Origin of the sequence: Microlunatus parietis, from assembly GCF_013407955.1 — a bacterium.
Taxonomy (GTDB): Bacteria; Actinomycetota; Actinomycetes; order Propionibacteriales; family Propionibacteriaceae; genus Microlunatus; species Microlunatus parietis.
The window spans coordinates 1864770-1887681 of the sequence record NZ_JACCBU010000001.1; the positions used below are offsets into that span (position 1 = coordinate 1864770).

The window sequence follows — 22912 nt, forward strand, 5'->3', positions numbered from 1 at the left end:
ATCAGGCCTTCCCGAACCGGACCCGCGGGTCGACCACGGCGAGCAGGATGTCGGACAGCAGCGTGCCGATCACGGTCAGCACCGCAACGATGAGGATGATGCCGCCGGCCAGGTACATGTCCTGCGACTTGAGGGCGCCGAGCAGCAGCGGACCGACCGTGCCGAGGGACAGCACGACGGCGACGATCACCTCGCCGTCGAACAGCTGCGGCAGGTGCCAGCCGGCGGTGGAGACGAACGGGTTGAGCGAGATCCGGACCGGGTAGCGGCCGATCACCGTCGACTCCGGCAGTCCCTTCGCCCGGGCCGTCGTCACGTACGGCTTGTGCAGTTCGTCGAGCAGGTTGGCCCGCATGGTCCGGATGATCCCGGCGGTGCCGGCCAGCGCCAGCACCGCCACCGGGATCCACAGGTGGGCCAGCAGGTCGCCGACCTTGCCGAGCGACCAGGGTGCGTCGACGTACTCCGGGGAGAACAGGCCGCCGACACTCTGGCCGAAGAAGTGGAAGCCGATGAACGCCAGCAGCAGCGCGGCCAGGAAGTTCGGTGTGGCCAGCGCGACGAACCCGATCCCGGAGATCACGTAGTCCGGTGTCTTGCGCTGCTTGATCGCCGAGTAGATGCCGGCCGGCAGGGCGATCAGCCAGGTGACCAGCAGCGTTGCAATGCCCAAGATCAACGTCAGCGGCAGCCGCTCCATGATCAGGTCCGCGACCGGCCGCTGGAACTGGAAGGACAGGCCGAAGTCGCCGTAGAGGACGGCGCCGCTGATCCACTTCCAGTACTGCACCCAGAACGGCTCGCCGATCCCGTAGCGGGCCCGGAGCGCCTCGACGAACGCCGGGTCCAGGCTTTCCCCCTGCGCTTCGAGCGCCTGGATCTGAGTGGTCAGGAAGTCGCCGGGCGGCAGTTGGATGATGAAGAACGCGACGATCGAGATCGCGATCAAGGTCGGGATCGCGTGCAGGACCCGCAGGCCGATGAAGCGCAGCATCAGTCGGCGTAGTAGATCTGCTCGGGCTTGGTGATGCCCTCCCGGCCGTAGTAGAAGGACAGCTTCGGCTCGTCCTCGCGGACGCCCTTGATCGACGTGTTCACGATCACCGGCTTGAACGGTAGCTTCATCAGACCGATCACGTAGACGTTCTCATGGTGTTGCTGGGTGATCGCCTGACCAGCCGCGATCCTGTCCTCGTCGGTCGCCGCGGTGCGCAGCCGCTCCCAGTTGGTGATCAACTGCTTGAACTCGGCAGACGGTTCGATGCCGTCCTTGCCGCTCGTGTTGTACCACATGCCGTACCCGGGTGCCGTGTGACTGTTCGGCGAGGTCGGGATGAACCAGACCGGCTCCAGGTCCCAGTCGTCCTCGGGTGTCGTGGTGCCGTCGATGTCGAAGTCGTTGGACACCCGCAGTTGCAGGTAGAGCGTGTCGTCCACCGGCCGCAGGTTGATCTTGACCCCGACGGCGGCCCAGTGCTTGCGGACCAGGTTGAAGGCGTCCGCCCGCGGGATCTCGAAGTTGCTGTCCAGGTACGTCAGCGTGAACTCCAGCGGCTTGCCGCGGTACCGCCGCAGGTCACCCTGGCGCTCCAGGCCGAGGCCGTCGAGCAGCTGGTTGGCCCGGTCCGGGTCGTGCTCGATCGCCGTGGTGCCACCGCCCTCGATGCCGTACGGGCTGCCCTCGGTGGACACCGGCTGCCTGATCACGCCGAGCCCGCCGAGCAGGGTCTGGTTGATCTCCTCGCGATCGATCGCGTACGACAGCGCGTGCCGGAAGTCCTTGGTGGCAAAGAGTTCCCGCCACACCGGGTCGGCGTGGGACAGGTTCGGCGCGAGCGCGAGCAGGCTTGCCGTCGGCTTCCAGCGCAGCACCCGGAAGCCCTTGCTGTCGGCGTTCTGCAGATAGACCTGGGTCGTGTTGTAACCGAGGAAGTGGCCCTGGAAATCAAGATCACCGTTGGACGCGCGCAGGTCCAGCGCGGCTTGGTCGAGCACCTGCACCTGCAGCTTGTCGATGTACGGCAGCTGCCGGCCGGCCGGATCGGTCTTGTGGTAGTACGGGTTCCGGTCCAGCGTCGCCGTGCCGCCCGGGCCGGCCGCCTTGCTGACCCGGTAGGCGCCGAGCACTGGCAGGTCCGGGTTGGTCCACGGGTTGCACCGGTCGGCGAAGTACTGATCCCAGGAGTCGAAGCCGGCCTTCCTGGTCGCCGCCTCGAGTTCGGCCTGGTCCGCGTACTCGGCATGGAACTGTTGCAGGTAGTGCTTCGGTTTCAGCAGTTGGATACTGACGGCCGGGTGGCACAGGTACTTCTCGAACAGCGCGAACGACTGGGTGAACGTCAGCACCAGGGTCCGCTCGTCCTGCTTGGTGATCTTGGGCAGCTTCTGGTCGGCGTCGGCGAACCAGACCGGGATCGCCGGGACCAGAGTGCTGTTGCCGATCCAGTCCTGGAACGCGAAGAGCAGGTCGTCGACGCCGAACGGTTCGCCGTCGGACCACTTGAGGCCCTCCCGGAGGACAAAGGTGAAGATCTTGTTGTCCTCGCTGCGGGTGTACTCCTCCGCGAGCGACGGCTGCGGGCCGGTCGCCTCGAAGTTCCACTCGATCAACCCGGCCGAGGCGAACGCGGTGACCGAGGCGTTGTCGGTCGGCTCGGTCTGGGCCCGGTGCAGGGTGCCGCCGTGCTTGCCCTCGCCGGCCACCGGCTGGACGACCTGCGGGACCTTCGGCAGCCGGTCGGCGAGCGCGGGCAGTTTCCCGGCCTGCACCTGCTCGACCAGCACCGGCGACTCCAACGCGGCCGCGCCGGCGCCGTCGGTCGGAGGCAACGGCTCGCGTGCGGTGCAGCCCGCCGCCAGCGCACCCAGGGCGATCCCCGCCGTGCCGAGGAACCCGCGCCGGGACTGCCCGGCGAACGGGGAACGGGAGCTTCCAGTGATCATGACTCCTCCTGAACCCAGCCCGGCGCTGCCGGGCGGGATGCGAGATCACCGGCGCGGACGGCGTCGTCGGCGATCAATGGTCGAACTCTGCAAACGATTGTTGCAAGTGCAGCCCATTCTTTGCAAGATGGTCCGTTCTCGCAACTTGGCCGCCGTCGAAGTAGGCCACCAACTCCGGCGACAGGACCGGCACGTCGCGCGGCGTCGATCCGTCCCGCATCGACTCGGTCGCCAAGGCGGCCGCAGCGACTGCCTGCCGGGCGGCGACCGGCGAGGTCTCGGTCGGCGCACCGGTCCGGACGAAGGCGAGGAACTCGCGGAACAGCGCCGGGTCGGCGCCGTGGTGGCCACCGGCGACGTTCGGGATCGGGAACTCCCGGTCGCCGTTCGCCCGGTACTCGCTGCGCCGATTCCAGAGCCGGACCACGCCCGAGTGATCAAGTCCGAAGTTCTCCAGCCGACCTTCGGTGCCGATCACCGTGTAGTTGCGCCAGTAGTCGGGCGTGTAGTGACACTCCTGATAACTGGCGAGGACGCCGTTGTCGAGCAACAACTGGACCATGCTCAGGTCCTCGACGTCGATCACCGGGTTCAGCCCGCGCTGGGCCAGCGGCGGCCAGTTGTCCTTGCGGGAGAGCCAGTCGGTGACCAGCTGCTCGGACCGGTCCTGGCGATCCTCGATGCCGGCATAGAGGGTCTGGCCACCGGTTCCGACCACCCGCCGCGGATAGCCGCCGGCCAACCAGTTGATCACGTCGAGATCGTGAGAGGCCTTCTGCAGCAGCAAAGAGTTGACCTTGCTCCGGTCGGCGTGCCAGTCCTTGAAGAAGCGATCACCGCCGTCACCGACGAAGTAGCGGCACCAGACCGCCTTGACCTCGCCGATCATGCCGTCATCGATCAGGGACTTGAGCAGCCTGATCACCGGCATGTGCCGCATGTTGTGCCCGACGTAGAGCCGGGTGCCGGTTCGGTGCGCGGTGGCGAGAATCCGGTCCGCGTCCGGCAACGTGATCGCCAACGGCTTGTCGACGAAGACCGCGATCCCCCGCTCGAGCAGCGCGATCGCCTGCTCGGCGTGCAGATGATCGGGGCTGGTCACGAAGACCGCGTCGACCTCATCCTCGGCCAACTGGTTCACCGAGTCGATCACCCGGGTCCGGTCGGGATCGAAATCGCGGGCTGCACGCCGCCGCCCGGCCGGGTGGGGTTCGATCACCACGGTGACCTCGGCCCGGCCGTCCTGCTCGGCCGCCCGCTGGGCGATCACGCCGCGATTCCCGTACCCGATCACGCCGAGCCGGAGCCAGGCCGATTCGCTCTCGCTGCTTCCGGTGGACCGTTCCATGATCGGCCAGCGTAGATGCTGCAAGCGCTTGCTGCAATGTCAGGTACGATTTCGGCCTGTTCTGCAACACGACCGAAACACCGCGAGATTGGGGCGTCGTGCAGCAGACTGGCACCGTGCCGCAGAAGTGGCCGCGGCATGGGAACCCAGGAGGGAACGTCATGGCAGTGAGACTTGCGGACGTCGCCGCGGCCGTCGGCCTGTCCGGCTCGACGGTGTCGCGCGCACTGTCGGACCCCGACAAGGTCAACCCGGCCACCCGGGAGCGGGTCCTCAAGATCGCCCAGGAGATGGGTTATGTGCCGAACCAGTCGGCGCGTTCACTGACGGCGGGCCGGACCGACCTGATCGGCCTGCTGGTGCCCGACATCGCGAATCCGTTCTTCCCGCCGATCATCAAGGCGGTCCAGGCCCGGGCGAACGACAAGGGCAAGACGATCTTGATCGCCGACATCGACGAGCGTCCGGGTGATGAGCTGCAACGGGCCCGGCTGATGCGTAAGCGCTCCGACGGCCTGCTGATCGCCTCGCCGCGCACGCCGCAGGACCAGCTCGCCGAACTCGTCGCGCTGCAGCCGGTGGTCTTCATCAACCGCGAGGTCCCTGGCGGCACCAGCGTGATCATCGACTCGGCCGACGGCATGGACCAGGCGGTTGATCATCTCGCGGCACTCGGGCACCGGTCGATCGCCTACCTCAACGGTCCGCGCCGATCATGGTCGAACACCCAACGCCAGAAGGCGATCAAGCACGCCTGCAGGCGCCGTTCGATCACGCTGCACGAGTTCGGGCCGTTCGAGCCGCAGGTGCAGTCCGGCGTGCACGCCGCCGACCTGGTGCATGCCAGCGAGGCGACCGCGGTGATCGCCTACGACGACCTGATCGCGCTCGGCGTGATCGCCCGGCTGACCGAGCGCGGCATCCGTACCGGCGAGGATGTCAGCGTGATCGGCGTCGACGACAGCCCGATGTCGGCGATGGCGTACCCGACCCTGACCACGGTCCACGTCCCCGGCGCCGAGGCCGGCAGCGCCGCCGTCGACGCCCTGCTCGCCCTGATCGACGGCGCCGAGCCCGGCGAGGTGGTCAACTTGGAGACCCGCCTGGTCGTCCGCAGTTCCACCGGCCCCGCCCCGAGCTGAGCTCGCCGGAAGGGCCCAAGCCACAACGCTCCCTGAGCAAGGCGCAAGGGCAAGGACACATCCGGCCTGGCCCTTCGACAGGCTCAGGGAACGAAGTCCAACTTGGCGGCGGAGGCGGGCTCGAGGAAGAGGGTAGCGTGCGGGGTCCGGCGCAGGACGGTGGCCGGGCAGGCGTTCGAGATCGGGGCGGTCAAGGTCGCGTGGACGGCGTCGGCCTTGCGCGATTCCGGGGCGCAGATCTGCACCTTGGTGGCGGCGAGCAGGGCGGGGACGGTCAGCGAGATCGCGGTCGCGGGGACGCTGTCGAAGTCCGGGAAGTGGCCCTCGCCGACCTGCTGCCGGCGCGACTCGTCGGTCAGCGTGATGATCCGGACCCAGCGTTGATCATCGAAGTCGGCCTGGTGCGGCTCGTTGAAGGCGAGGTGGCCGTTCTCCCCGATTCCCATGCAGACAAGGTCGAGCGGGGCCTCGCGGAGCAGCGCCTCGTAGCGGTCGGCCTCGGCCGCGGCGTCACCCCGGCCCCGGATGTACTCCACCCGGGCCGGATTCAGCAAGGCCTCGATCCGCTCCCTGATCCAGCGCTGGAAGCTGGCCGGGTGGTCGGCGTCGATCCCGACGTACTCGTCCATGTGGAAGACGGTCACCCGGGACCAGTCGATGTCCTGGCCCACCAGGGCGTCGGTGAAGGCGTACTGGGAGTTGCCGGTCGCGATCACGACCCTGGCCGCCCCGCGCTCGGCCAGGGCGGAGTTGATCACCGCTGCCGCGCTTTCGGCGGCCGCGTTTCCCATGGCGGCTTCGTCGGGATGGACCTCGACGGCGAGCCGGTCGATGATGGTCGTGGTCGGCAGGGACACGGAAGCTCCTCTAGTCTTGGCCTTGCAAGCGCATTCAGCATATGCAACATCTTGCAGAAACACCATTCATCACCGTCGAGAGGAACCCGACGAATGTCCGAACGGACCACCGCCGTGCTGCACCTTGACCCGGGCGACTCGATCGCCGTCTCTCTCGGTGACCTCGCGGCCGGTCAGGAGGTCACCGTGCCCGGAGTCGGTACGGTCACCGCGGCAACCGAGGTGACCCGCGGCCACAAGCTCGCGGTCCGGCCGGTCGCCGCCGGCCGTCCGGTGATCAAGTACGGCCAGGCGATCGGCGTCGCCCTGAGCGACATCGCCGCCGGTGATCACGTCCACACTCACAACCTCGCCATGGGTGATCTTCAGCGAGAGTACGAGTTCGCCACCGCCCGGGTCACCCCGGAGCCACCGGCGGGCGACCGGCCGACCTTCCAGGGCTACCGGAGGGCCGACGGCCGGGTCGGCACCCGCAACTACATCGGCGTACTCACCTCGGTGAACTGCTCCGCGACCGCCGCCCGGCTGATCGCCGACCAGTTCCGCGGGACGGTTCTCGATGATCATCCGGCGATCGACGGCGTGATGGCCCTGACCCACAACAGCGGGTGTGGGCTGGTGGACGGCTCCGAGGGCGCCGGCGTCCTGCTGCGCACCCTGCGCGGCTACGCGGCACACCCGAACTTCGCGGGCCTGCTGATCCTCGGACTCGGCTGCGAAATGATGGAGCTGGACCTGATCACCGCCGAGCTGGACCTGTCCAGCGATCTGCTGGTGGAGCGGATGACGATCCAGGAGTCCGGCGGCGTCCGGGCCACAATCGCCGAAGGAACCCGGCGGATCAAGGCGATGCTGCCCCGACTCGACACCTGGCAGCGGACGACGATCGACGCGAGCGAGCTGATCCTCGGCCTGAACTGCGGCGGATCCGACGGCTACTCCGGCATCACCGCGAATCCGGCCCTCGGCGTGGCCTCCGACCTGCTGGTCGGCCTCGGCGGCCGGTCCGTGCTCGCCGAGACGCCGGAAATCTTCGGAGCCGAGCACCTGCTGACTCGGCGGGCCGTCTCCCCGGAGGTCGGCCGGCGGCTGCTGGACCGGATCGACTGGTGGCGCGACTACGTGGCCGCCGTCGGCGGGACCCTCGACAACAACCCCTCCCCCGGCAACAAGCGCGGCGGGCTGACCACGATCCTGGAGAAGTCCCTCGGCGCCGTCGCCAAGGGCGGGCGGGCGGAGCTGACCGGCGTGTACGAGTACGCGGACCGGATCGACCGGCCCGGCTTCGGCTTCATGGACACGCCCGGCTACGACCCGGTCTCGGTCACCGGGCTGGTCGCCGGCGGCGCGAACATCGTCTGCTTCACCACCGGCCGCGGCTCGGTCTTCGGCTGCAAGCCCGTACCGAGCATCAAGATCGGCACCAACTCGGAGCTGGCCCGTTCGATGCCGGACGACATCGACATCAACGCCGGCACCATCGTGGACGGCACCGAGACCGTGGCCGAGGTCGGCCGGACGATCTTCGACACCCTGCTCGCCGTGGCCTCGGGGCACCAGACCGCGAGCGAGGAACTGGACATCGGCCAGGACGAGTTCGTGCCCTGGCAGCTCGGCGCCGTCACCTGATACGCGGTCGACTCGCCCCGGACAATAGCCCCACGGTCGCAGCCCGGGGCGGGACCACTGGCACCTTCGGCCAGGAACCCGGCACTCCCGTCGGCGATCGTTATCAAATCGTTGCCTCGTGGATTCGGCGTGCATAGCGTGCCGACTTATGAGGAATATCGATCGTCGCCAATTCATCGCCGCCACCGCACCGGTGGCCACCGCCGCCGCCCTCGGTGCCCAACCCGCGGCGGCAACACCGGGAGAAAAAGACCGGTCCATCGTCGTGGACGTCCAGAGTCATCTCTTCTTCCGTGACCACGTCGAACTCATGCGCCGCCGTACCGAGGACCCGCGGGTTTTCGACAAGGACGGCGTGACCCTCCTGAAAATGGGTGACTGGGTCCGCAAGATCCCGCCGGAATATACCGATCTCGAACTCAAACTCGCGGCCATGGACGAGAACGGCATCGACATCACGCTGTTGAGCAGCAACGACCCGGGACCCGAGTGGTTCGGGGCCGACGGGCCCGCTGTCGCGCAATTGCTGAACGACAACATCCACGGCGCCGTACGGAAGCACCGGGGCCGCTTCGCCGGTCTCTGCCTGTTGCCGCTGCAGGACTCCGCCGCGGCCGAGCGGGAGCTTGACCGTTGCGTCAAGTCCCTGCAGTTCAAGGGAATTCTGCTGTACAGCAACCTGGCCGGGCATTGGCCGGACGAGCCACAGTTTCGCTGGCTGTTCGCCCGCGCCGAAGAATTGGGACTGCCGATCGTGCTGCACCCGGCGCTGCCGACCACGCTGGCGCAGACCAAGGGGCACGATCTGACCGGTCTGCTCGGCAACATGTTCGAGAACACGATCTCGCTCGCCCGGATCATCGCCGCCGGAATCTTCGACGAATATCCGGACCTGAAATTCGTCTGCCCCCATCTGGGTGGGACATTGCCCTTCATTGCGGGACGGTTCGACCATCAGGTACTGGTCCTCAAGCGCAGCAATCAGAACCTCGAACGCAAACCGAGCGATTATCTGCGCAGCATCTTCCTGGACATCGTGTCGCCGTTGCCGGAGGCCATGCGATTCGCCCTCGAATTCTCCGGCCCGAATCGTCTGCTTTATGCCAGCGACCATCCCTGGGTGCAGCCGGATGTCATTCTTTCCAGTCTCGAGGATGCCGGAGTCCGGCGTTCGGACCGAGCGAAGATCCTGGGCCGCAATGCTGCGAAACTCTTCGACCTGAGCCGCTAATCCCTGCCCCGGGTTCCGGTCCGCGTCCGCCGTGACGGACCGGGGCCCGGGGTAGCGTTTCGCCGGAGTTCGACGAGACGACGGAGGGTGGATGACGGGCCTGGCGGTGGGGCTGATCTGCGTTGCGGTGATCATCGTCGTGCTGGGCGTCCTCGATCTCGTGCAGAAGGTGCCGCTGATCAATCCGGTCGTGATGGCGCTCTACCTGCCGATCGCGATGAACGTGCCGCTGCTGGCGTACCTGATCTTCACCGAGCTCGGCGTCGCCTGGCTGTCGGCGATGATCATCACCGGGCTGGCGCTGCTCTACGTGTGGATCCACCTCAACGTGTTCCCGATCATGGACGGCGTGCCGGTCGGATTCCGGCTGAAGGCCCTGGGCGGCGCGAGCCCGATCCTCTTCTCGCTCGGGTACGCGATCGTCGTCGAGGCCGTCTTGTTGCCGCTCTCCTTCGTGTTCCTCGCCGACCGGGTGCCGACCGAGTTGCTGATCGGCAACCTGGCGTACGCCCTCGGCTGCTGCCTGGTGCTCTACCTGAACGGCAGCCTCCGGGCGATCCTGCTGTCCAAGAGCCTCGGTGTGCTGAGCCGGTGGCTGATCGCGACCGCGGTCTGGGTGCCGGTGATCGGCTGGCTGATCGGGATCGGGGCGGCCCGCGGGGTCCGGCAGGAGTACCGCGCCGCGGTCGACCGGGTGGAGTGGGAGCGGGCGGTGCCGCAGGACGACCGCTGCGCGACCCGCTATCCGATCCTGCTCGTGCACGGGGTCGGCTGGCGGGACCGGGTCAGGTTCAACGCGTGGGGCCGGATCCCGAAGTATCTGAAGCGGCACGGCGCGAACTTGTTCTACGGCGAGCAGGAGGCCTGGGGCACCATCGCCCAGAACGGCGAGCAGGTGGCCCGGCGGATCCGTGAGGTGACCGAGCTGACCGGCGCGCCGAAGATCAACATCATCGCGCACAGCCGCGGCGGGATCGACTCCCGCTACGCGATCACCACGCTCGGCGAGGGCTGCCGGGTGGCCAGCCTGACCACGATGAACACGCCGCACCACGGCGTTCGGTTCGCCGACACCGCGACCAAGCTGAAGCAGCCGGTCTATCGGCGGCTCGCCGGCGCCGTGAACTGGGTGTTCGGGCTCGCCGGCGACGAGGCGCCGGACTTCCTGGACTCGACGATGGCGTTCCGGACCGAGGTGTCCGCCGCGTTCAACCGGGAGACGCCCGACCATCCGGCCGTCTACTACCAGAGCTACACGTCGATCATGACCCGCCCGTCCAGCGACCGGGTGCTGTCGGTTCCGTTCCAGGTGATCAAGGCGCTCGGCGAGGAGAACGACGGCCTGGTCTCGGTCGATTCCGCGAAGTGGGGCGAGTTCCGCGGCGTCCTGTGCAGTACGACGAGGCGGGGCGTCTCGCACGGCGACCTGGTGGACATGCATCGGGAGGACTACGCGGGCTTCAACGTGCTGGACGCCTACATCAAGATCGTCGCCGACCTGAAGCAGCGCGGCTTCTGAGAGATGATCACTCGGCCGGGCCACGCAGCCGGATCAGCACCCGATCCAGCGCCCGCCGCATCGCCTCCGGCTGACCCGCCCGGCGCAGGTCGGCCAGCACCTGCTCGTTGATCCCGCCCGGCGTCATGTGCCGCGTGGTCAGGGTCTCGAACGTGTCGGTGCTGTCCTGCAGCGTCCGGCCGACCGCGCCGTAGAGATACTTCAGATAGCCGGCGGACTGTTCCGCGGCCAGGCCGTGTTCGGTCAGCCAGCCGGCGATCGTCGCGAGTTGATCAAGGTGTGCCGCGAACGTGGCCGTCGCCGTGCTCATCGCGTCCAGGGCCGATTCGGTGTCGGCGATGATCACGTCGCCGACCCGCTCGAACAGGGCGCGAGCGGCGGGCTGGTCCGGGTGCAGGGCGGTCAGGCTCTGTCGCTGCGCCGCCTGCGGCAGCGGGATGGCCCGGACCAGGGCTCGGGCGGTCGGCGCCAGTTCGCCCAGCCGTTCCAGCGGGACGCCGGCGAGGGCGCTGATCACGACCTGCTCCGGCCGGAACGTCAACCCGGACAGCACGTCCCGGGCCAGCGGCGGCCGGACCGCCACGGTGAGCACGTCCGCTCGAGCCACCACCTCGGTGTTGTCGGCGCAGACCGCGACGCTCGGGAACCGGGCCGCCAGTTCGGCGCCGACCGCCCGGCCGCGCGGCGACAGGAACACCTCCGGCGGATCGGCGACGCCGTCACACAGCCCGGTGACGATCGCCGCCGTGAGTTCACCGGTGCCGACGAATCCGTACCGCATCCGACCTCCTGCTCGTCACGCCTGCGGGTCACGGTACCGGGTCGGCGGTGATCATGATCAGCCCAGTTCGAACGACCAGGTGCCGGCGGGGACCAGCCAGGACGGCCGGCCGTCGGCGCCCGGCGTGACCGGCTCCGCGATCTCCGGTACGACAGCCTTCGCGTCCGGCCAGGCCGGCAGCCGCACCGTCGCCACCGAGCCGGCCGGCACGGTCACGTCCAGCCGGAACGTCTCGCCGTCACGACGCCAGGCGACCGCGACGTCGCCGCGGGCGCCGCGGGTCCGCGCCGTCACCGCGTCCAGGCCGTCCACCACGACCGGAGCAAGATCGAGCTCCCGCCAGCCGAGCGAGCCCGCGGCCTGGCCGATGCCGGCCAGATGGCGGTAGAACCAGCTGTCGATGGCGCCGAGCATGAAGTGGTTCTGGGACAGGCCGCGGGTCGGCCCGTCCCAGGCCTCGGTCAGCGCGGTCGCGCCGTGCACGACCTGGTAGCCGTAGCCCGGATGCTCGGTCCGGTTCGCGAAGCGCCACAGCACGTCGTGCCGGCCCGCGTCGCCGAGGATCCGGAACAGCACCGGCAGCGCGATCTCGCCGACCGTGATCCCGGCCTCGTCGACCGAGGCGCTGATCCGGTCCAGCACGGCTTCCCGATCCGGCTCCGGGACGGCGCCGACGTCGAGCGCGAAGAGCTCGGCCGCCTGACCGCCGCCGCCGTACCGGCCGGTGCCGGGGTCGTGGAACGCGCGGCGGAAGGCGTCGACGATCTTCGCGGCGAGAGCGCGGTAGCGTTCGGCGTCGTCGGTCCGGCCGAGCGCGGTCGCGATGTTGATCATGGCGTCGGCGGCCCGCCAGTAGCCCCAGGTGCCGACCAGCGGCACCGGGGTCGTCTTGTCCAGGCCGATCCAGTCGCCGAGTCCGTACGGGAGCAGGCCGTCCTCGGACCGCCCGGTCAGGTAGTCGAGGTAGCGGACCATCGCCGGGTAGTGATCTTGGAGGACCGCCAGGTCGCCGTACCAGCGGTAGAGCTGCCAAGGCACCGAGATGATCACGCCGCCCCAGTTCGGGTCGTCCCGGAACCCGTCGGCGAACACCACGTATTCCGGGGCGATGTCGGGCACCAGGCCGTCCTCGGTCTGCGCCTCCGCGATCGTCGCGAGCAGTTCCCGGTAGTAGGCGGCGACGTCGTAGTTGTAGGCGACCACGTCGAACAGCAGATGGACCTGCTCCAGCCAGCCCAGCTTCTCCCGGTGCGGGCAGTCGGTGAGGACGCTGTACATGTTGCCCTGCACGGCCCGGTCGATGATCGTGTGGATGCTGTTGATCAACGGCACCGACGTCTCGAAGGTGCCGACCGGCTCGTTGTCCGCGCGGACCACCAGGGCGGTGACCGCATCCGGCCCGACGTGGTCCGGCAGGCCTTGCACCTCGACGTAGCGGAAGCCGTCGTAGCGGAACCGCGGCTGCCAGCGCAGCGGCCCGTCGCCGGTGATCACCGTATTGAAGATCGGCGAACCGGTGGTCGGCTTGGACTGGACGACCCGGCCGAAGTCGTCCAATTGATCACCGGGGACCAGCCGCAGGTGGGTTCCGGCGGGCAGGTCGACCGACAGCTCGACCAGACCGGCCTGCACCACGCCGACGTCGAACACGGGCGTGCCATCAGTGGCGACGGTCCTGGTCAGGGCCGGCAGGCGCTCCACCACCCGCAGTGGCGGGCAGGTCCGGGCGACCGGCGCCGGGCCGTCGCCGGAGATGATCACCGCCGGGGTCCAGCCGGACCGGTCGGTGCCGGGCTCGTTCCAGCCGGGCAGTTCGCGCCGGGCGTCATAGTCCTCGCCGCCGAACCAATGCGACCGGAGCGTCGCCCCCGCGGCCGCACGCCAGGAGTCGTCGGTGCCGAACCGGACGCTGCTCCCTTCGGCATAGTGCACCTCGAGCTCGGCGATCGCCCGCGGCGACAGCTTGGAGCCGTAGAACTTCATGTAGCGGTCCTGGTGCGGATAGACGTGCGCGATGCCCGGCCCGAGCTCGATCCCGATCACGTTCGCGCCGGGCCGCACCAGCGCGGTGACGTCATGGCTGGCGGCGGCGACCCGACGCGGGAAGTCGGTGTAGGCCGGTTCCAGGACCGCGTCGGACACCGGAGTGCCGTTGATCGATGCGTAGTAGACCCCCGCGCCGGCGACGTGCAGCCGGGCCCTGACCGGCCGCTCGGCGAGCGAGATTTCGCCTGCCAGCAAGGGAAGTGGGAGCCCCTCGCCGACCCGGGGATCGACGTCGTCGGCGTACCAGGCGGGATGACTGATCCAGCGCCCGGTCCAGTCGCCCGGCCGCAGCAGGCCGAGTTCGAACCGGGCGAGGGCACTCCACGCCGACCAGCTGCCGTCGGCGTCGCGGACCCGGACTCGCCAGTGCGCGCCCGCCCGGGAGTCCAGCGGAGCACCGGCGTAACGGGCGTGTTGATCATCTCCGTCGACCTCGCCGCTGTCCCACAGGTCCGCCCGGCCGTCGGCGAGAGCCTCGGCGCTGCCGGCGACCTGGACCTGCCAACCCGTCTGCGCCGGTACGGACTCGGGCAGCCGCCAGCCGAACGGCGGCCGCGGGTCGCCGATGCCCAGCGGGACGGTCATCCCCAGCGTCCGCAGGTCGAGGGGCCCGTCGACAGGCTCAGGGCGCGGGGAACCTGAATCTTGCGTGGGCTGGTCGGGCATCGGTCCTCCGGTACGAGAAGCGGGCGGTCAACCGGGTCGGCTGATCCTGATCATGGAAGCGGACGGGGTCGGCGGATCGGGTGGCAGATCGACCCGCAGCGCGGCCGGCGTGCGCTGCCAGGGCACCGGGCCATGGCCGAGCAAAGTCACCTGGACCGGCTCCGAATCGGTGGGAGCCTGGTCGGTGCCGAGGCTGGTGATCATGGTGTGCCGGTCCGTCGGCCACTCCAGCAGCGTCACGTAGAGGTCCGAACCGCGGGAGGTGAACCGAAGATCATCGAACCGATAGGCCCGGTCACCCTCGTTGTAGCCCTCGTAGCCGCGGGTGTCGCCGAGACCGGTGCTGCCCTCGCCGAACCGGCGCCACGGCACGGTGTCGTAGATCCCCTCGCCGCACACGGACAGCCAGGCGCCGATCTCGGCCAGCAGGGTCCGGGCATGATCATCGAGAGTGCCGTCGGCGCGCTGCGGGATGTTGAGCAGCAGCGTCCCGTTCTTGCTCACCACGTCCACCAGCGTATGGATCACCTGCCGGGATGTCTTGCGGGGATGGAAGAAGTCCTCGGTGCCCTCGCAGTGGAACCACTCGCCGTCGCTGGTGTCGAACTGCCACGGCTGATCTTGGATCGCGTCCAGCTGGCGCCGCTCGCAGTCGAGCAGGACCGCGGTCCGATCCTCCGGCGGCACCTCCTTGATCGTCACGATGCCACCGCTGGCGCAGCTCGCGTAGTAGTCGGCGAGCAGGTCCAGGCCGAGTCGGCTGGGCGGCTCGGCCTGCACGACGCTGCCCTCGTCGAACGGCAGCCGCATGTCGTCGAGATAGACCAGGTCGGGCCGATAGCGGTCCAGCGCCGCCCGGACCCGGCGGTAGAAGTCCACCGCCTGCCCCGGCGGCGGTGCGACGCCGGGCTCGTGGACCGGCGGGTAGAGCGCGGCCGGATCGGGATCGGCGCCCGGGCTCGGCCGCGCGCCGTCGTTGGGCTCGCCGGTCTCGGGATCGGTGCCGTGCGCGACGTCCAGCCAGCGCCAGGTCCAGTTGTTGTGGAAGCTGAGCCCGAACGGCAGCCCGGCCGCGCGAGCGGATTTCTCCCAGGCGCCGACGATGTCGCGGCGCGGCCCGACCCGAGTGGTGTTCCACGGATGCGGTGAGTCCCAGAGATCGACGTTGTCGCAATGGGCGGCCAGCGCGACGAAGTAGCGGGCGCCGCTGCGGCGGTACAGGTCGATCAACTCGTCCGGGTCGAACCGCTCGGCCCGCCAGCGCCGGGCCAGGTCGGCGGCGCCGAACTCCGACGGCGGGCCGAACTCCGCCTTGTGGTGCGCATACTGCCGCAGTGACCGGCGTCGTTCCCACGGCCCCGAGCCGGCCTGGGGGCCGTACAGGTGCCGGGCGTACCAGTCGCCGGAGCGGCCGACCGACTGTGCTCCCCAGTGCGACCAGATGCCGAACTTCGCGGACCCGAACCAGCCCGGGATCGCGTGCCCACGCAGGGATTCCCAGGTCGGCCGGTAACCGGCGTGCGTCGTCACGCGCCCTCCTCGGCGGTGGTGCCGTGTCTCGTCACCACACTTGCCTTGATCGCATATCTAGGCAAGGATGCATATTGAAGCGATTCAACTCCACGGTAGGCGAGGAGCGCGTACGTTGTCAATCGTCGGTCCCCTCATGATCGAGTCCCCAGCATGATCGAATACGCGGCGGACCCGGGCCCCGGCAGCGGTCGCCGCCGACCGCGGGCCGACTTCACCTCCGACGCTCCGCGGCTCTCCCTGAACGGCCGTTGGGAGTTCCGGCTCGCCGAGACTGCCGCCGGCACGGGTGATCAACTTCTCGCCGCGGACGACCCCGGGTGGGACACGATCAGGGTGCCGGCGCACTGGGTGCTGGAGGGGCACGACCGCCCGCTCTACACGAACACGGCGTTCCCGTTCCCGATCGATCCGCCGCGGCTGCCCGCGCAGAATCCGACCGGCGACTACCGGCGCCGGTTCGACCTGCCGTCCGCGTGGCCGGCCGGGCGGACCGTGCTGCGGTTCCAGGGTGTCGATTCCTGCGCGACGGTGTGGCTCAACGGAAGGCTGCTCGGCCACTCGAAGGGCAGTCGGTTGCCGTTCGAGTTCGACGTCACCGACGCGGTCCGGCCGACCGGCAACCTGCTCGCCGTCCGGGTCAACCGCTGGTCCTCCGGCAGCTATCTCGAAGATCAGGACATGTGGTGGCTGCCCGGCATCTTCCGCGACGTCGAGCTGCTGGCCCGGCCCGACGGCGCCAGCGATGATCACTTCGTCCACGCCGACTACGACGCCGCCGCCGGCACCGGCGAGCTGCGGGTCGACGCCGACGTGCCGGGCCTGGTCGAGCTGCCCGAACTCGGGATCCGGGTCGCCACCGGCGAGACCGTACGGCTGGAGCAGGTGCAGCCGTGGAGCGCCGAACGCCCTCGCCTCTACCGCGGCACCCTGACCGCCGGCGGCGAGCGGATCGACCTCGCCATCGGGTTCCGTCGGGTCGAGATCACCGACGGCGTGTTGATCATCAACGGACGTCCGGTCAAGCTGCGGGGCGTCAACCGGCACGAGCACGATCCGGATCGCGGCCGGGCGCTGGACCGCGAGACCATGATCGACGACATCGTGTTGATGAAGCGGCACAACGTCAACGCGGTCCGCACCGCTCACTATCCGCCGCACCCGGAGTTCCTCCGGCTCTGTGACGAGTACGGGCTCTGGGTGGTCGAGGAATGCGACATCGAGACGCACGGCTTCATCTACGCCGGCTGGCAGGGCAACCCGCTCGACGAGCCGGAGTGGCGGGACGCGCTGCTGGACCGGATCGACCGGATGATCGAGCGGGACAAGAACCGGCCGAGCGTGATCATCTGGTCGCTCGGCAACGAGAGCTGGACCGGTCGCAACCTGGCCGCGATCGAGGACCGGATCCGGCGGCGGGACCCGAGCCGGCCGCTGCACTACGAGCGGGAACCGAGCTACCGGCACTCCGACTTCTTCAGCAAGATGTACCTCGACCTCGACGAACTGCGGCTGATCGCCGACCGCGCGGAGCCCACGCCGGACGGGGTCGAGGCGGGTTCCGACGATGATCATCGTCGGCGCGGGCTGCCCTTCCTGCTCTGCGAGTACGCCCACGCGATGGGCAACGGGCCCGGCGGGCTGAGCGACTACCAGGAGCTGCTGGAGTCGTCGGACCGGTTCGCCGGCGCCTTCGTCTGGGAGTGGATCGATCATGGCCTGACCGGCCGCACCGAGTCGGGCGAGGCGTACGTCCGGCACGGCGGCGACACCGACTACCGGCCCAACGGCGGCAGCTACTGCCTGGACGGGCTGCTGTTCGCGGACCGGACGCCGTCGCCGGGACTGGACGAGCTGAAGAAGGCCATCGAGCCGGTCACGATCATGATCGATCCGGAGGCCGGGACGATCACCGTACGCAATCGGCAGCACACCGCCGGGCTGGAGCAGCTGCGGTTCCGCTGGCACACCGAGGTCGACGGCCTGCCGGCCGAGTCAGGCTCGCTGGACGTGCCCGACTGCCGACCCGGGCAACGGGCGTCCGTTCCGCTCCCCCGCGTAGCACCGGCCGAGACCGGCGAGACCTGGCTGACCGTCACCGCGGAGCTCGCCCATGATCAACTCTGGGCGCCGGCCGGCCACGAGATCGCCTGGGCCCAGGCACAGCTCCCTGGTCCTTCGACAGGCTCAGGACACGGTCTGTCGACAACGACCCCTGAGCTTGTCGAGGGGCAGACCACGATCACCCTCGGCCCCGCCACCTTCGACCGCGGCACCGGCAGCCTGATCGACCTCGCCGGCCTCCCGGTCACCGGCCCGACCCTCGATCTGTGGCGGGCGCCGACCGAGAACGATCGCGGGCAGGGTGACCGGAACCGGCTCGCCGCGACCTGGCAGGCGGTCGGTCTGGACCGCGTCCTGCACCGGACCGACGCCGTGCACGTCCTCGACGGCGAACTCGTGATCACCGGGCGGAGCGCGCCGGCCACCCAGCCGTTCGGCGTGATCACCCGGTTCGCCTGGCGCTGGGACGGCTCCGAGCTCAGGCTCACCGTCGATGCCGATCCGGTGGGGCCCTGGCAGGAGACCCCGTACGGGAAGCACGCCGTCACCCCGCCCCGGATCGGGATCCGGCTCGGCCTGCCGGGCGGCTTCCGGGACGCGACCTGGTTCGGCCGCGGGCCCGACGAGTCGTACGCCGACAGCCGCGCGGCGGCCCGGGTCGGCCGATTCACCCGACCGATCGACGCCCTGCAGACCCCCTATCCGGTGCCGCAGGAGAACGGCAATCACGTCGACACCCGCTGGCTCCAGCTGTCCGGCGACGGCCTGCCGGCGCTCCGGGTGACGGGCGCTCCGCTCTTCGACTTCACGGCGCGGCGCTGGACCAGCGAGGCCCTGGCCGCGGCCGATCATCCGCACCAGCTCGAGGACTCCGGGCGGGTCTGGCTCAATCTCGATCATGGTCAGCAGGGGCTCGGCAGCGCCTCCTGCGGTCCGCCGCTGCCGGACCGGTACCGGCTGCCGATCCGCCCCGTCCGGTACTCGGTGATGATCACGCTCGACTGACCGCACGATTCACGGCCCGCGCGCGCTCCCGTACGCTCCCGGTCATGAGCAGCACGTCAGCCAACGACTTCACCGGCCGGGTCGCCCTGGTCACCGGCGGCAGTTCCGGGATCGGCCGCGGCGCCGCCGTCGAGCTGGCCCGGCGCGGCGCAGCGATCGCCGTCCTGTCGTACGACGAGACCCGCAACGACGAGGTCCGCGCGGAGCTGACCGACCTCGGCGCCGAAGTCCTCGTGATCACCGGCGACGTCCGCTCCGAGAGCGATCTGACCGACGCGGTGGACCGGATCGAACGAACCTGGGGGCGACTTGATCATCTGGTGATCAGCGCCGGGAAGAACGGCGTGTTCGCGCCGTTGGACGAGCTGACCCTGGACGAGTGGAACGACACCCTGGCGACCAACCTGACCAGCACGTTCCTGACCACCAAGGCCGCGCTGCCGCTGCTGCGCCAGGACGGCGGCTCGATCGTGATCATCTCGTCGGTGAACGGCACCCGGGTCTTCAACTACCCGGGCGCCGTCGCGTACTCGACCAGCAAGGGCGGCCAGGCGATCTTCGCCAAGATGGTCGCCGTCGAACTGGCCCAGCAGGGCATCCGGATCAACGTCGTCTGCCCGGGCGAGGTGCGGACCAACATCGGCGAGGCGACGCACGCGCGCGACCTGGACCGGATCCGCTGGCCGGTGACGTACCCCAAGGGGCTCAATGTGCTCACCGGCCGGGCCGCCGAACCGGTCGAACTGGCCCAGGTGATCACGTTCCTGCTCTCCGACGACGCCCGGTTGATCACTGGCAGCGAGGTCTGGGTCGACGCCGGCCTCAGCCTGGTGCTGGCCTAGCCCGAGCTGCGGTCGATCGTCAGCTGCGCAACGACTGCGGCGACTGTCCACGGTGCAGGCTGAGCCCGTGTCGGGATTCCTCCACAGACGGGGCATTTCCACGTGGCAATCGCGCTCGGGCGCTCGCCCGTGGAGAAATAACGACATCGAGGGAGCCAGAGCTTAGCCGCGGTCGCGGTAGTGGGAGGGCGGGATCCCGTACCGGGAGCGGAACTGGCGGCTGAACAGGAACGGGTCGCTGTAGCCGAGGGAGCGGGCGATCTGGTGGATGGTCATCGTGGTCTCGGTGAGCAGCATCCGGGCGCGGTCGAGCCGTGACTCGACCAGGTAGTCGCGGAACGTCGTGTGCAGCTGGCGGCTGAACAGCGTGCTCAACTGCCGCGTCGACAGGCCGACCGCCGCGGCCGTGCCGGCCAGCGAGTGCCGCTTCGCCGGGGCGGCGCGGATCAGGTCGATCGCGTCGGCCAGCTGGGGATTCAGTGTCGCGGCCGGGACGCCCTGCGCGGACGCGTCCTGCCGGTAGATCTCGGCGAGCACCTCGACCAACCGGGCCCTGGCTTCGACGGTACGCAGCGGCGACGGGTCGTGGACGGCGCGGACCAGGTGCCGGAAGGCGCCGGTCAGCTGTCCGGGGGCGGCGATCTGAATGAACCGGCGCGGCAGCACGTCCGGTCCGGGCACCGTGACGGAACCGTCGGCCGGGTCGAGGAACGAGAAGTGGCAGGACAGCACCGAAAGCGGGCGGCTCGGGTCGTGGCCGATCGTTCCATGATCACCGGGCCGCAACACCAGCAGGGAGCCCGGCCCCAGCCGCAGGTCGATGGCGTCGTTGAGCCGGCCCTGGCCGACGCCGTCGAAGACCAGCCAGAGATCGAAATCCGGGATCCGCGGCCGCCACGACCAGTCCGGCCCACAATGGTGCACGTCAGCGCTGCCGGACGGGACCGGCGGTGTCCGGACCAGCAGTTCCTCGATGCGCGACCAACTGCCCGGATCGCGGTAGTCGACCGACTCGTCCATGGTCTCGACGGTAGGCCATCAAGACCCGTCGGCGACGCATTTTAGTCCGGCGGCGACACCGTCGGCCATGGCCCCAGATGGCCGAATTCTGGACCGAAAACCCGACGCGCCGGTCGATGATCAAGATCGTTGACAGGCCCGAATTGGCGCGCATATGTTCACCTGAGCGTGTCGCATTCCGGCACCGCCTCCCTCACTGATGATCGGGGTGATCACGTGTCCCGCCGCCGACTCACCGCACGCGTTGCCGAGGATCCGGGTGCCCCTCGCGGCTGACCCTCGACGATCATGGCGAATCCCTCCCGGCCGCTGCCGCTCAACGATGCGACCGCGGCGCGAACCGCACCCGGGGCGGCTGATCCCGCGCCCGGTCGCCGTACCGGGCCGGTGACCCAGCCGTCGCAACCCATCGGTCGCCGACCGCGCCGCACCAAGATCACCGACGCCCTGAACGGGCGCGCGGTGCGCCGGGTCCCGTTGATCAAGCGGATCTGGCGGGAGCGCTGGATGTATCTGCTGATGCTGCCGGGCTTCGTCTTCTTCGTCGTGTTCCAGTACCTGCCGCTGGGCGGCAATGTCGCTGCCTGGCAGGACTATTCGCCGTTCCTCGGACTGAGCCGCAGCCTGTGGGTGGGCTGGGAGAACTTCGAGCGGATCTTCGTCGACCCCGAGTTGATCGACGCGCTGTGGAACACGCTGCTGCTCAGCGCGCTGCAGATCGTGTTCGCGTTCCCGGCGCCGATCGCGCTGGCCCTGCTGCTGACCAGCATCCTGTCCGAACGGGTGAAGCGGTCGATCCAGATGATCGTCTACCTGCCGCACTTCATCGGCTGGGTAATCGTGGTGTCGATCTGGAACGAGATGCTCGGCCCGCTCGGCGTCCTCAACAGCATGATCAACACGGTCGGGTTGCCCAAGCTCGACATCATCGGCAACCCCGACTGGTTTCCTGCCCTGGTGACGCTCCAGGTGATCTGGAAGGAGGTCGGCTGGGGCACGATCATCTTCCTCGCCGCGATCTTGAACATCCCCCAGGAGCGGTACGAGTCGGCCGCCCTGGACCGGGCCGGGCCGTGGCGCCGGATCTGGCACATCACCCTGCCCGGGATGGCGTCGATCATCGTGCTGCTGCTGATCCTGCGGCTGGGCAGCGTGCTGTCGGTCGGCTTCGAACAGATCCTGCTGCAGCAGCCGATCTTCGGGGCCGAGGCGGCCCAGACGTTGGACACGTTCGTCTACTTCCGCGGCATCAACGGCGGCGACTGGGGCCTGGCCACCGCGGCCGGCCTGGTCAAGGGCTTGATCGGCACGATCCTCGTGCTCGGGGCGAACAAGCTGGCCAAGGTGTTCGGCGGCGAGGGGGTGTTCTGATGATGGCTCGCGCCAAGGCCACTCGGCCGGCCTGGCAGGAGAAGCCGAATACGATCACCCAGGCGCTCAAGGTGATCGTCCTCGCGTTCAGTGTGATCGTCATGCTCTACCCGTTCGTGCATGTGATCTCGGTCAGCTTCTCCGATCCCGCGGTCTACACGCCGGGTGACCTGCTGCTCTGGCCGAAGGGCTTCACCACCGCCGCGTACGAGCTCGTGCTGGGCGGCGAGATCGTCCCGCGGGCGCTGCTCGTCAGCATCGGCGTCACGCTGCTCGGCACCTTGATCAGCATGGTGATGACCGTGACGATGGCGTACGCACTGACCCAGACCCGCCGGGTCCCGGGCTCCCGGTTCGTGCTGCTGCTCGTCCTGTTCAGCATGCTGTTCTCGGCCGGGATCATCCCGAACTACCTGGTGGTCCGCGGCCTCGGGCTGCTGGACAACTACCTGGCGTTGATCTTGCCCGGCGCGATCAGCGCCTTCAACCTCGTCGTGGTCCGGAACTTCTTCATGAGCATCCCGGAGGAGCTCCTCGACGCGGCCCGGATCGACGGCGCGGGCGAGCTGCGGATCCTCGGCAGTGTGGTGCTCCCGCTCTCCAAGGCGGTGCTCGCGGTGATCGCGTTGTTCTACGGCGTCGGCTACTGGAACGCCTTCTTCGGCGCGATGCTCTATCTCAACAATCCCTCGATGTGGCCGGTGCAGCTGGTGTTGCGGCAGTACGTGCTGCAAGCCGAGCCGCTGCCCGGGTCGGTGATCGAGAACACCCAGGTGCAACTCACTCCGGAGACCATCCAGATGACCGTGCTGGTGCTGGCCACGGTCCCGATCCTGATCGTCTACCCGTTCCTGCAGCGATTCTTCACCAAGGGCGTGCTGACCGGTGCGATCAAGGGCTAGCACCCGAGAGAAAGGA

16 protein-coding genes are annotated in these 22912 nt (G+C 69.0%); 8 read left to right on the forward strand and 8 right to left on the reverse strand.

Annotation, left to right across the window (positions count from 1 at the left end; translation table 11 throughout):
* Window position 1: 1 nt before the first annotated feature.
* The 3 genes from BKA15_RS08930 to BKA15_RS37480 all read right to left on the reverse strand — a co-directional run bounded on the left by BKA15_RS08930 (window position 2) and on the right by BKA15_RS37480 (window position 4291).
* The gene (locus BKA15_RS08930; protein ID WP_179749972.1) at window positions 2-994 is read right to left on the reverse strand and encodes an ABC transporter permease; all 993 of its coding nucleotides are present in this window, start codon (window positions 992-994) and stop codon (window positions 2-4) included.
* Window positions 994-2943: an ABC transporter substrate-binding protein gene (locus tag BKA15_RS08935; protein ID WP_179749974.1), complete on the reverse strand. Its 1950-nt coding sequence runs from the start codon at window positions 2941-2943 to the stop codon at window positions 994-996. The genes BKA15_RS08930 and BKA15_RS08935 overlap by 1 nt, the downstream gene beginning before the upstream one ends.
* A 73-nt stretch (window positions 2944-3016) precedes the next feature.
* Entirely contained in the window at window positions 3017-4291 is a 1275-nt protein-coding gene (locus BKA15_RS37480) for a Gfo/Idh/MocA family protein (RefSeq protein WP_179749977.1), read from the reverse strand.
* A 161-nt stretch (window positions 4292-4452) separates the two neighbouring features.
* Here BKA15_RS37480 and BKA15_RS08945 point away from each other — a divergent pair, with 161 nt between their 5' ends.
* Window positions 4453-5433, forward strand: coding sequence for a LacI family DNA-binding transcriptional regulator (locus BKA15_RS08945; protein WP_179749978.1), 981 nt, complete (start codon window positions 4453-4455; stop codon window positions 5431-5433).
* Window positions 5434-5516: 83 nt separating this feature from the next.
* Here BKA15_RS08945 and BKA15_RS08950 read toward each other — a convergent pair whose 3' ends face one another.
* On the reverse strand, window positions 5517-6290 hold the full coding sequence (locus BKA15_RS08950; RefSeq protein WP_218871152.1) for a glucosamine-6-phosphate deaminase: 774 nt from the start codon (window positions 6288-6290) through the stop codon (window positions 5517-5519).
* A 93-nt stretch (window positions 6291-6383) separates the two neighbouring features.
* Here BKA15_RS08950 and BKA15_RS08955 point away from each other — a divergent pair, with 93 nt between their 5' ends.
* From BKA15_RS08955 to BKA15_RS08965, 3 genes are all read left to right on the forward strand, one after another.
* Window positions 6384-7919, forward strand: coding sequence for a D-arabinonate dehydratase (locus BKA15_RS08955; RefSeq protein ID WP_179749982.1), 1536 nt, complete (start codon window positions 6384-6386; stop codon window positions 7917-7919).
* Between the two features lie 148 nt (window positions 7920-8067).
* On the forward strand, window positions 8068-9150 hold the full coding sequence (locus tag BKA15_RS08960) for an amidohydrolase family protein (RefSeq protein ID WP_179749984.1): 1083 nt from the start codon (window positions 8068-8070) through the stop codon (window positions 9148-9150).
* A gap of 91 nt (window positions 9151-9241) precedes the next feature.
* Window positions 9242-10669, forward strand: coding sequence for an esterase/lipase family protein (locus BKA15_RS08965; protein WP_179749986.1), 1428 nt, complete (start codon window positions 9242-9244; stop codon window positions 10667-10669).
* A gap of 7 nt (window positions 10670-10676) precedes the next feature.
* Here the strand turns inward: BKA15_RS08965 and BKA15_RS08970 are convergent, their stop codons facing one another.
* The 3 genes from BKA15_RS08970 to BKA15_RS08980 are packed head-to-tail and all read right to left on the reverse strand — an operon-like array spanning window position 10677 to window position 15692.
* Window positions 10677-11450, reverse strand: a complete 774-nt coding sequence (locus BKA15_RS08970) for an NAD(P)-binding domain-containing protein (RefSeq protein WP_179749988.1) — start codon at window positions 11448-11450, stop codon at window positions 10677-10679.
* 57 nt (window positions 11451-11507) lie between these two features.
* On the reverse strand, window positions 11508-14162 hold the full coding sequence (locus BKA15_RS08975; protein WP_446685529.1) for a family 78 glycoside hydrolase catalytic domain: 2655 nt from the start codon (window positions 14160-14162) through the stop codon (window positions 11508-11510).
* Between the two features lie 27 nt (window positions 14163-14189).
* The gene (locus BKA15_RS08980) at window positions 14190-15692 is read right to left on the reverse strand and encodes an alpha-L-fucosidase (RefSeq protein ID WP_179749992.1); all 1503 of its coding nucleotides are present in this window, start codon (window positions 15690-15692) and stop codon (window positions 14190-14192) included.
* A gap of 153 nt (window positions 15693-15845) precedes the next feature.
* Here BKA15_RS08980 and BKA15_RS08985 point away from each other — a divergent pair, with 153 nt between their 5' ends.
* Both BKA15_RS08985 and BKA15_RS08990 read left to right on the forward strand, forming a co-directional pair.
* Complete coding sequence (locus BKA15_RS08985) at window positions 15846-18761, forward strand: glycoside hydrolase family 2 TIM barrel-domain containing protein (protein WP_179749995.1); 2916 nt, start codon at window positions 15846-15848, stop codon at window positions 18759-18761.
* 44 nt (window positions 18762-18805) lie between these two features.
* Complete coding sequence (locus BKA15_RS08990; RefSeq protein WP_179749997.1) at window positions 18806-19603, forward strand: SDR family NAD(P)-dependent oxidoreductase; 798 nt, start codon at window positions 18806-18808, stop codon at window positions 19601-19603.
* A 162-nt stretch (window positions 19604-19765) separates the two neighbouring features.
* On the opposite strand, the gene BKA15_RS08995 is transcribed toward BKA15_RS08990, so the two are convergent.
* Entirely contained in the window at window positions 19766-20623 is an 858-nt protein-coding gene (locus tag BKA15_RS08995) for a helix-turn-helix domain-containing protein (RefSeq protein ID WP_179749999.1), read from the reverse strand.
* 288 nt (window positions 20624-20911) lie between these two features.
* Here BKA15_RS08995 and BKA15_RS09000 point away from each other — a divergent pair, with 288 nt between their 5' ends.
* Window positions 20912-21994 (forward strand): ABC transporter permease, encoded by a 1083-nt coding sequence (locus BKA15_RS09000; protein WP_246322298.1) that lies wholly within the window; start codon window positions 20912-20914, stop codon window positions 21992-21994.
* Window positions 21994-22896 carry a carbohydrate ABC transporter permease gene (locus tag BKA15_RS09005; RefSeq protein ID WP_179750001.1) on the forward strand — a complete coding sequence of 301 codons (903 nt, stop codon included), beginning with the start codon at window positions 21994-21996 and terminating at the stop codon, window positions 22894-22896. Before BKA15_RS09000 ends, BKA15_RS09005 begins: the two co-directional genes overlap by 1 nt.
* Window positions 22897-22912: the final 16 nt, after the last annotated feature.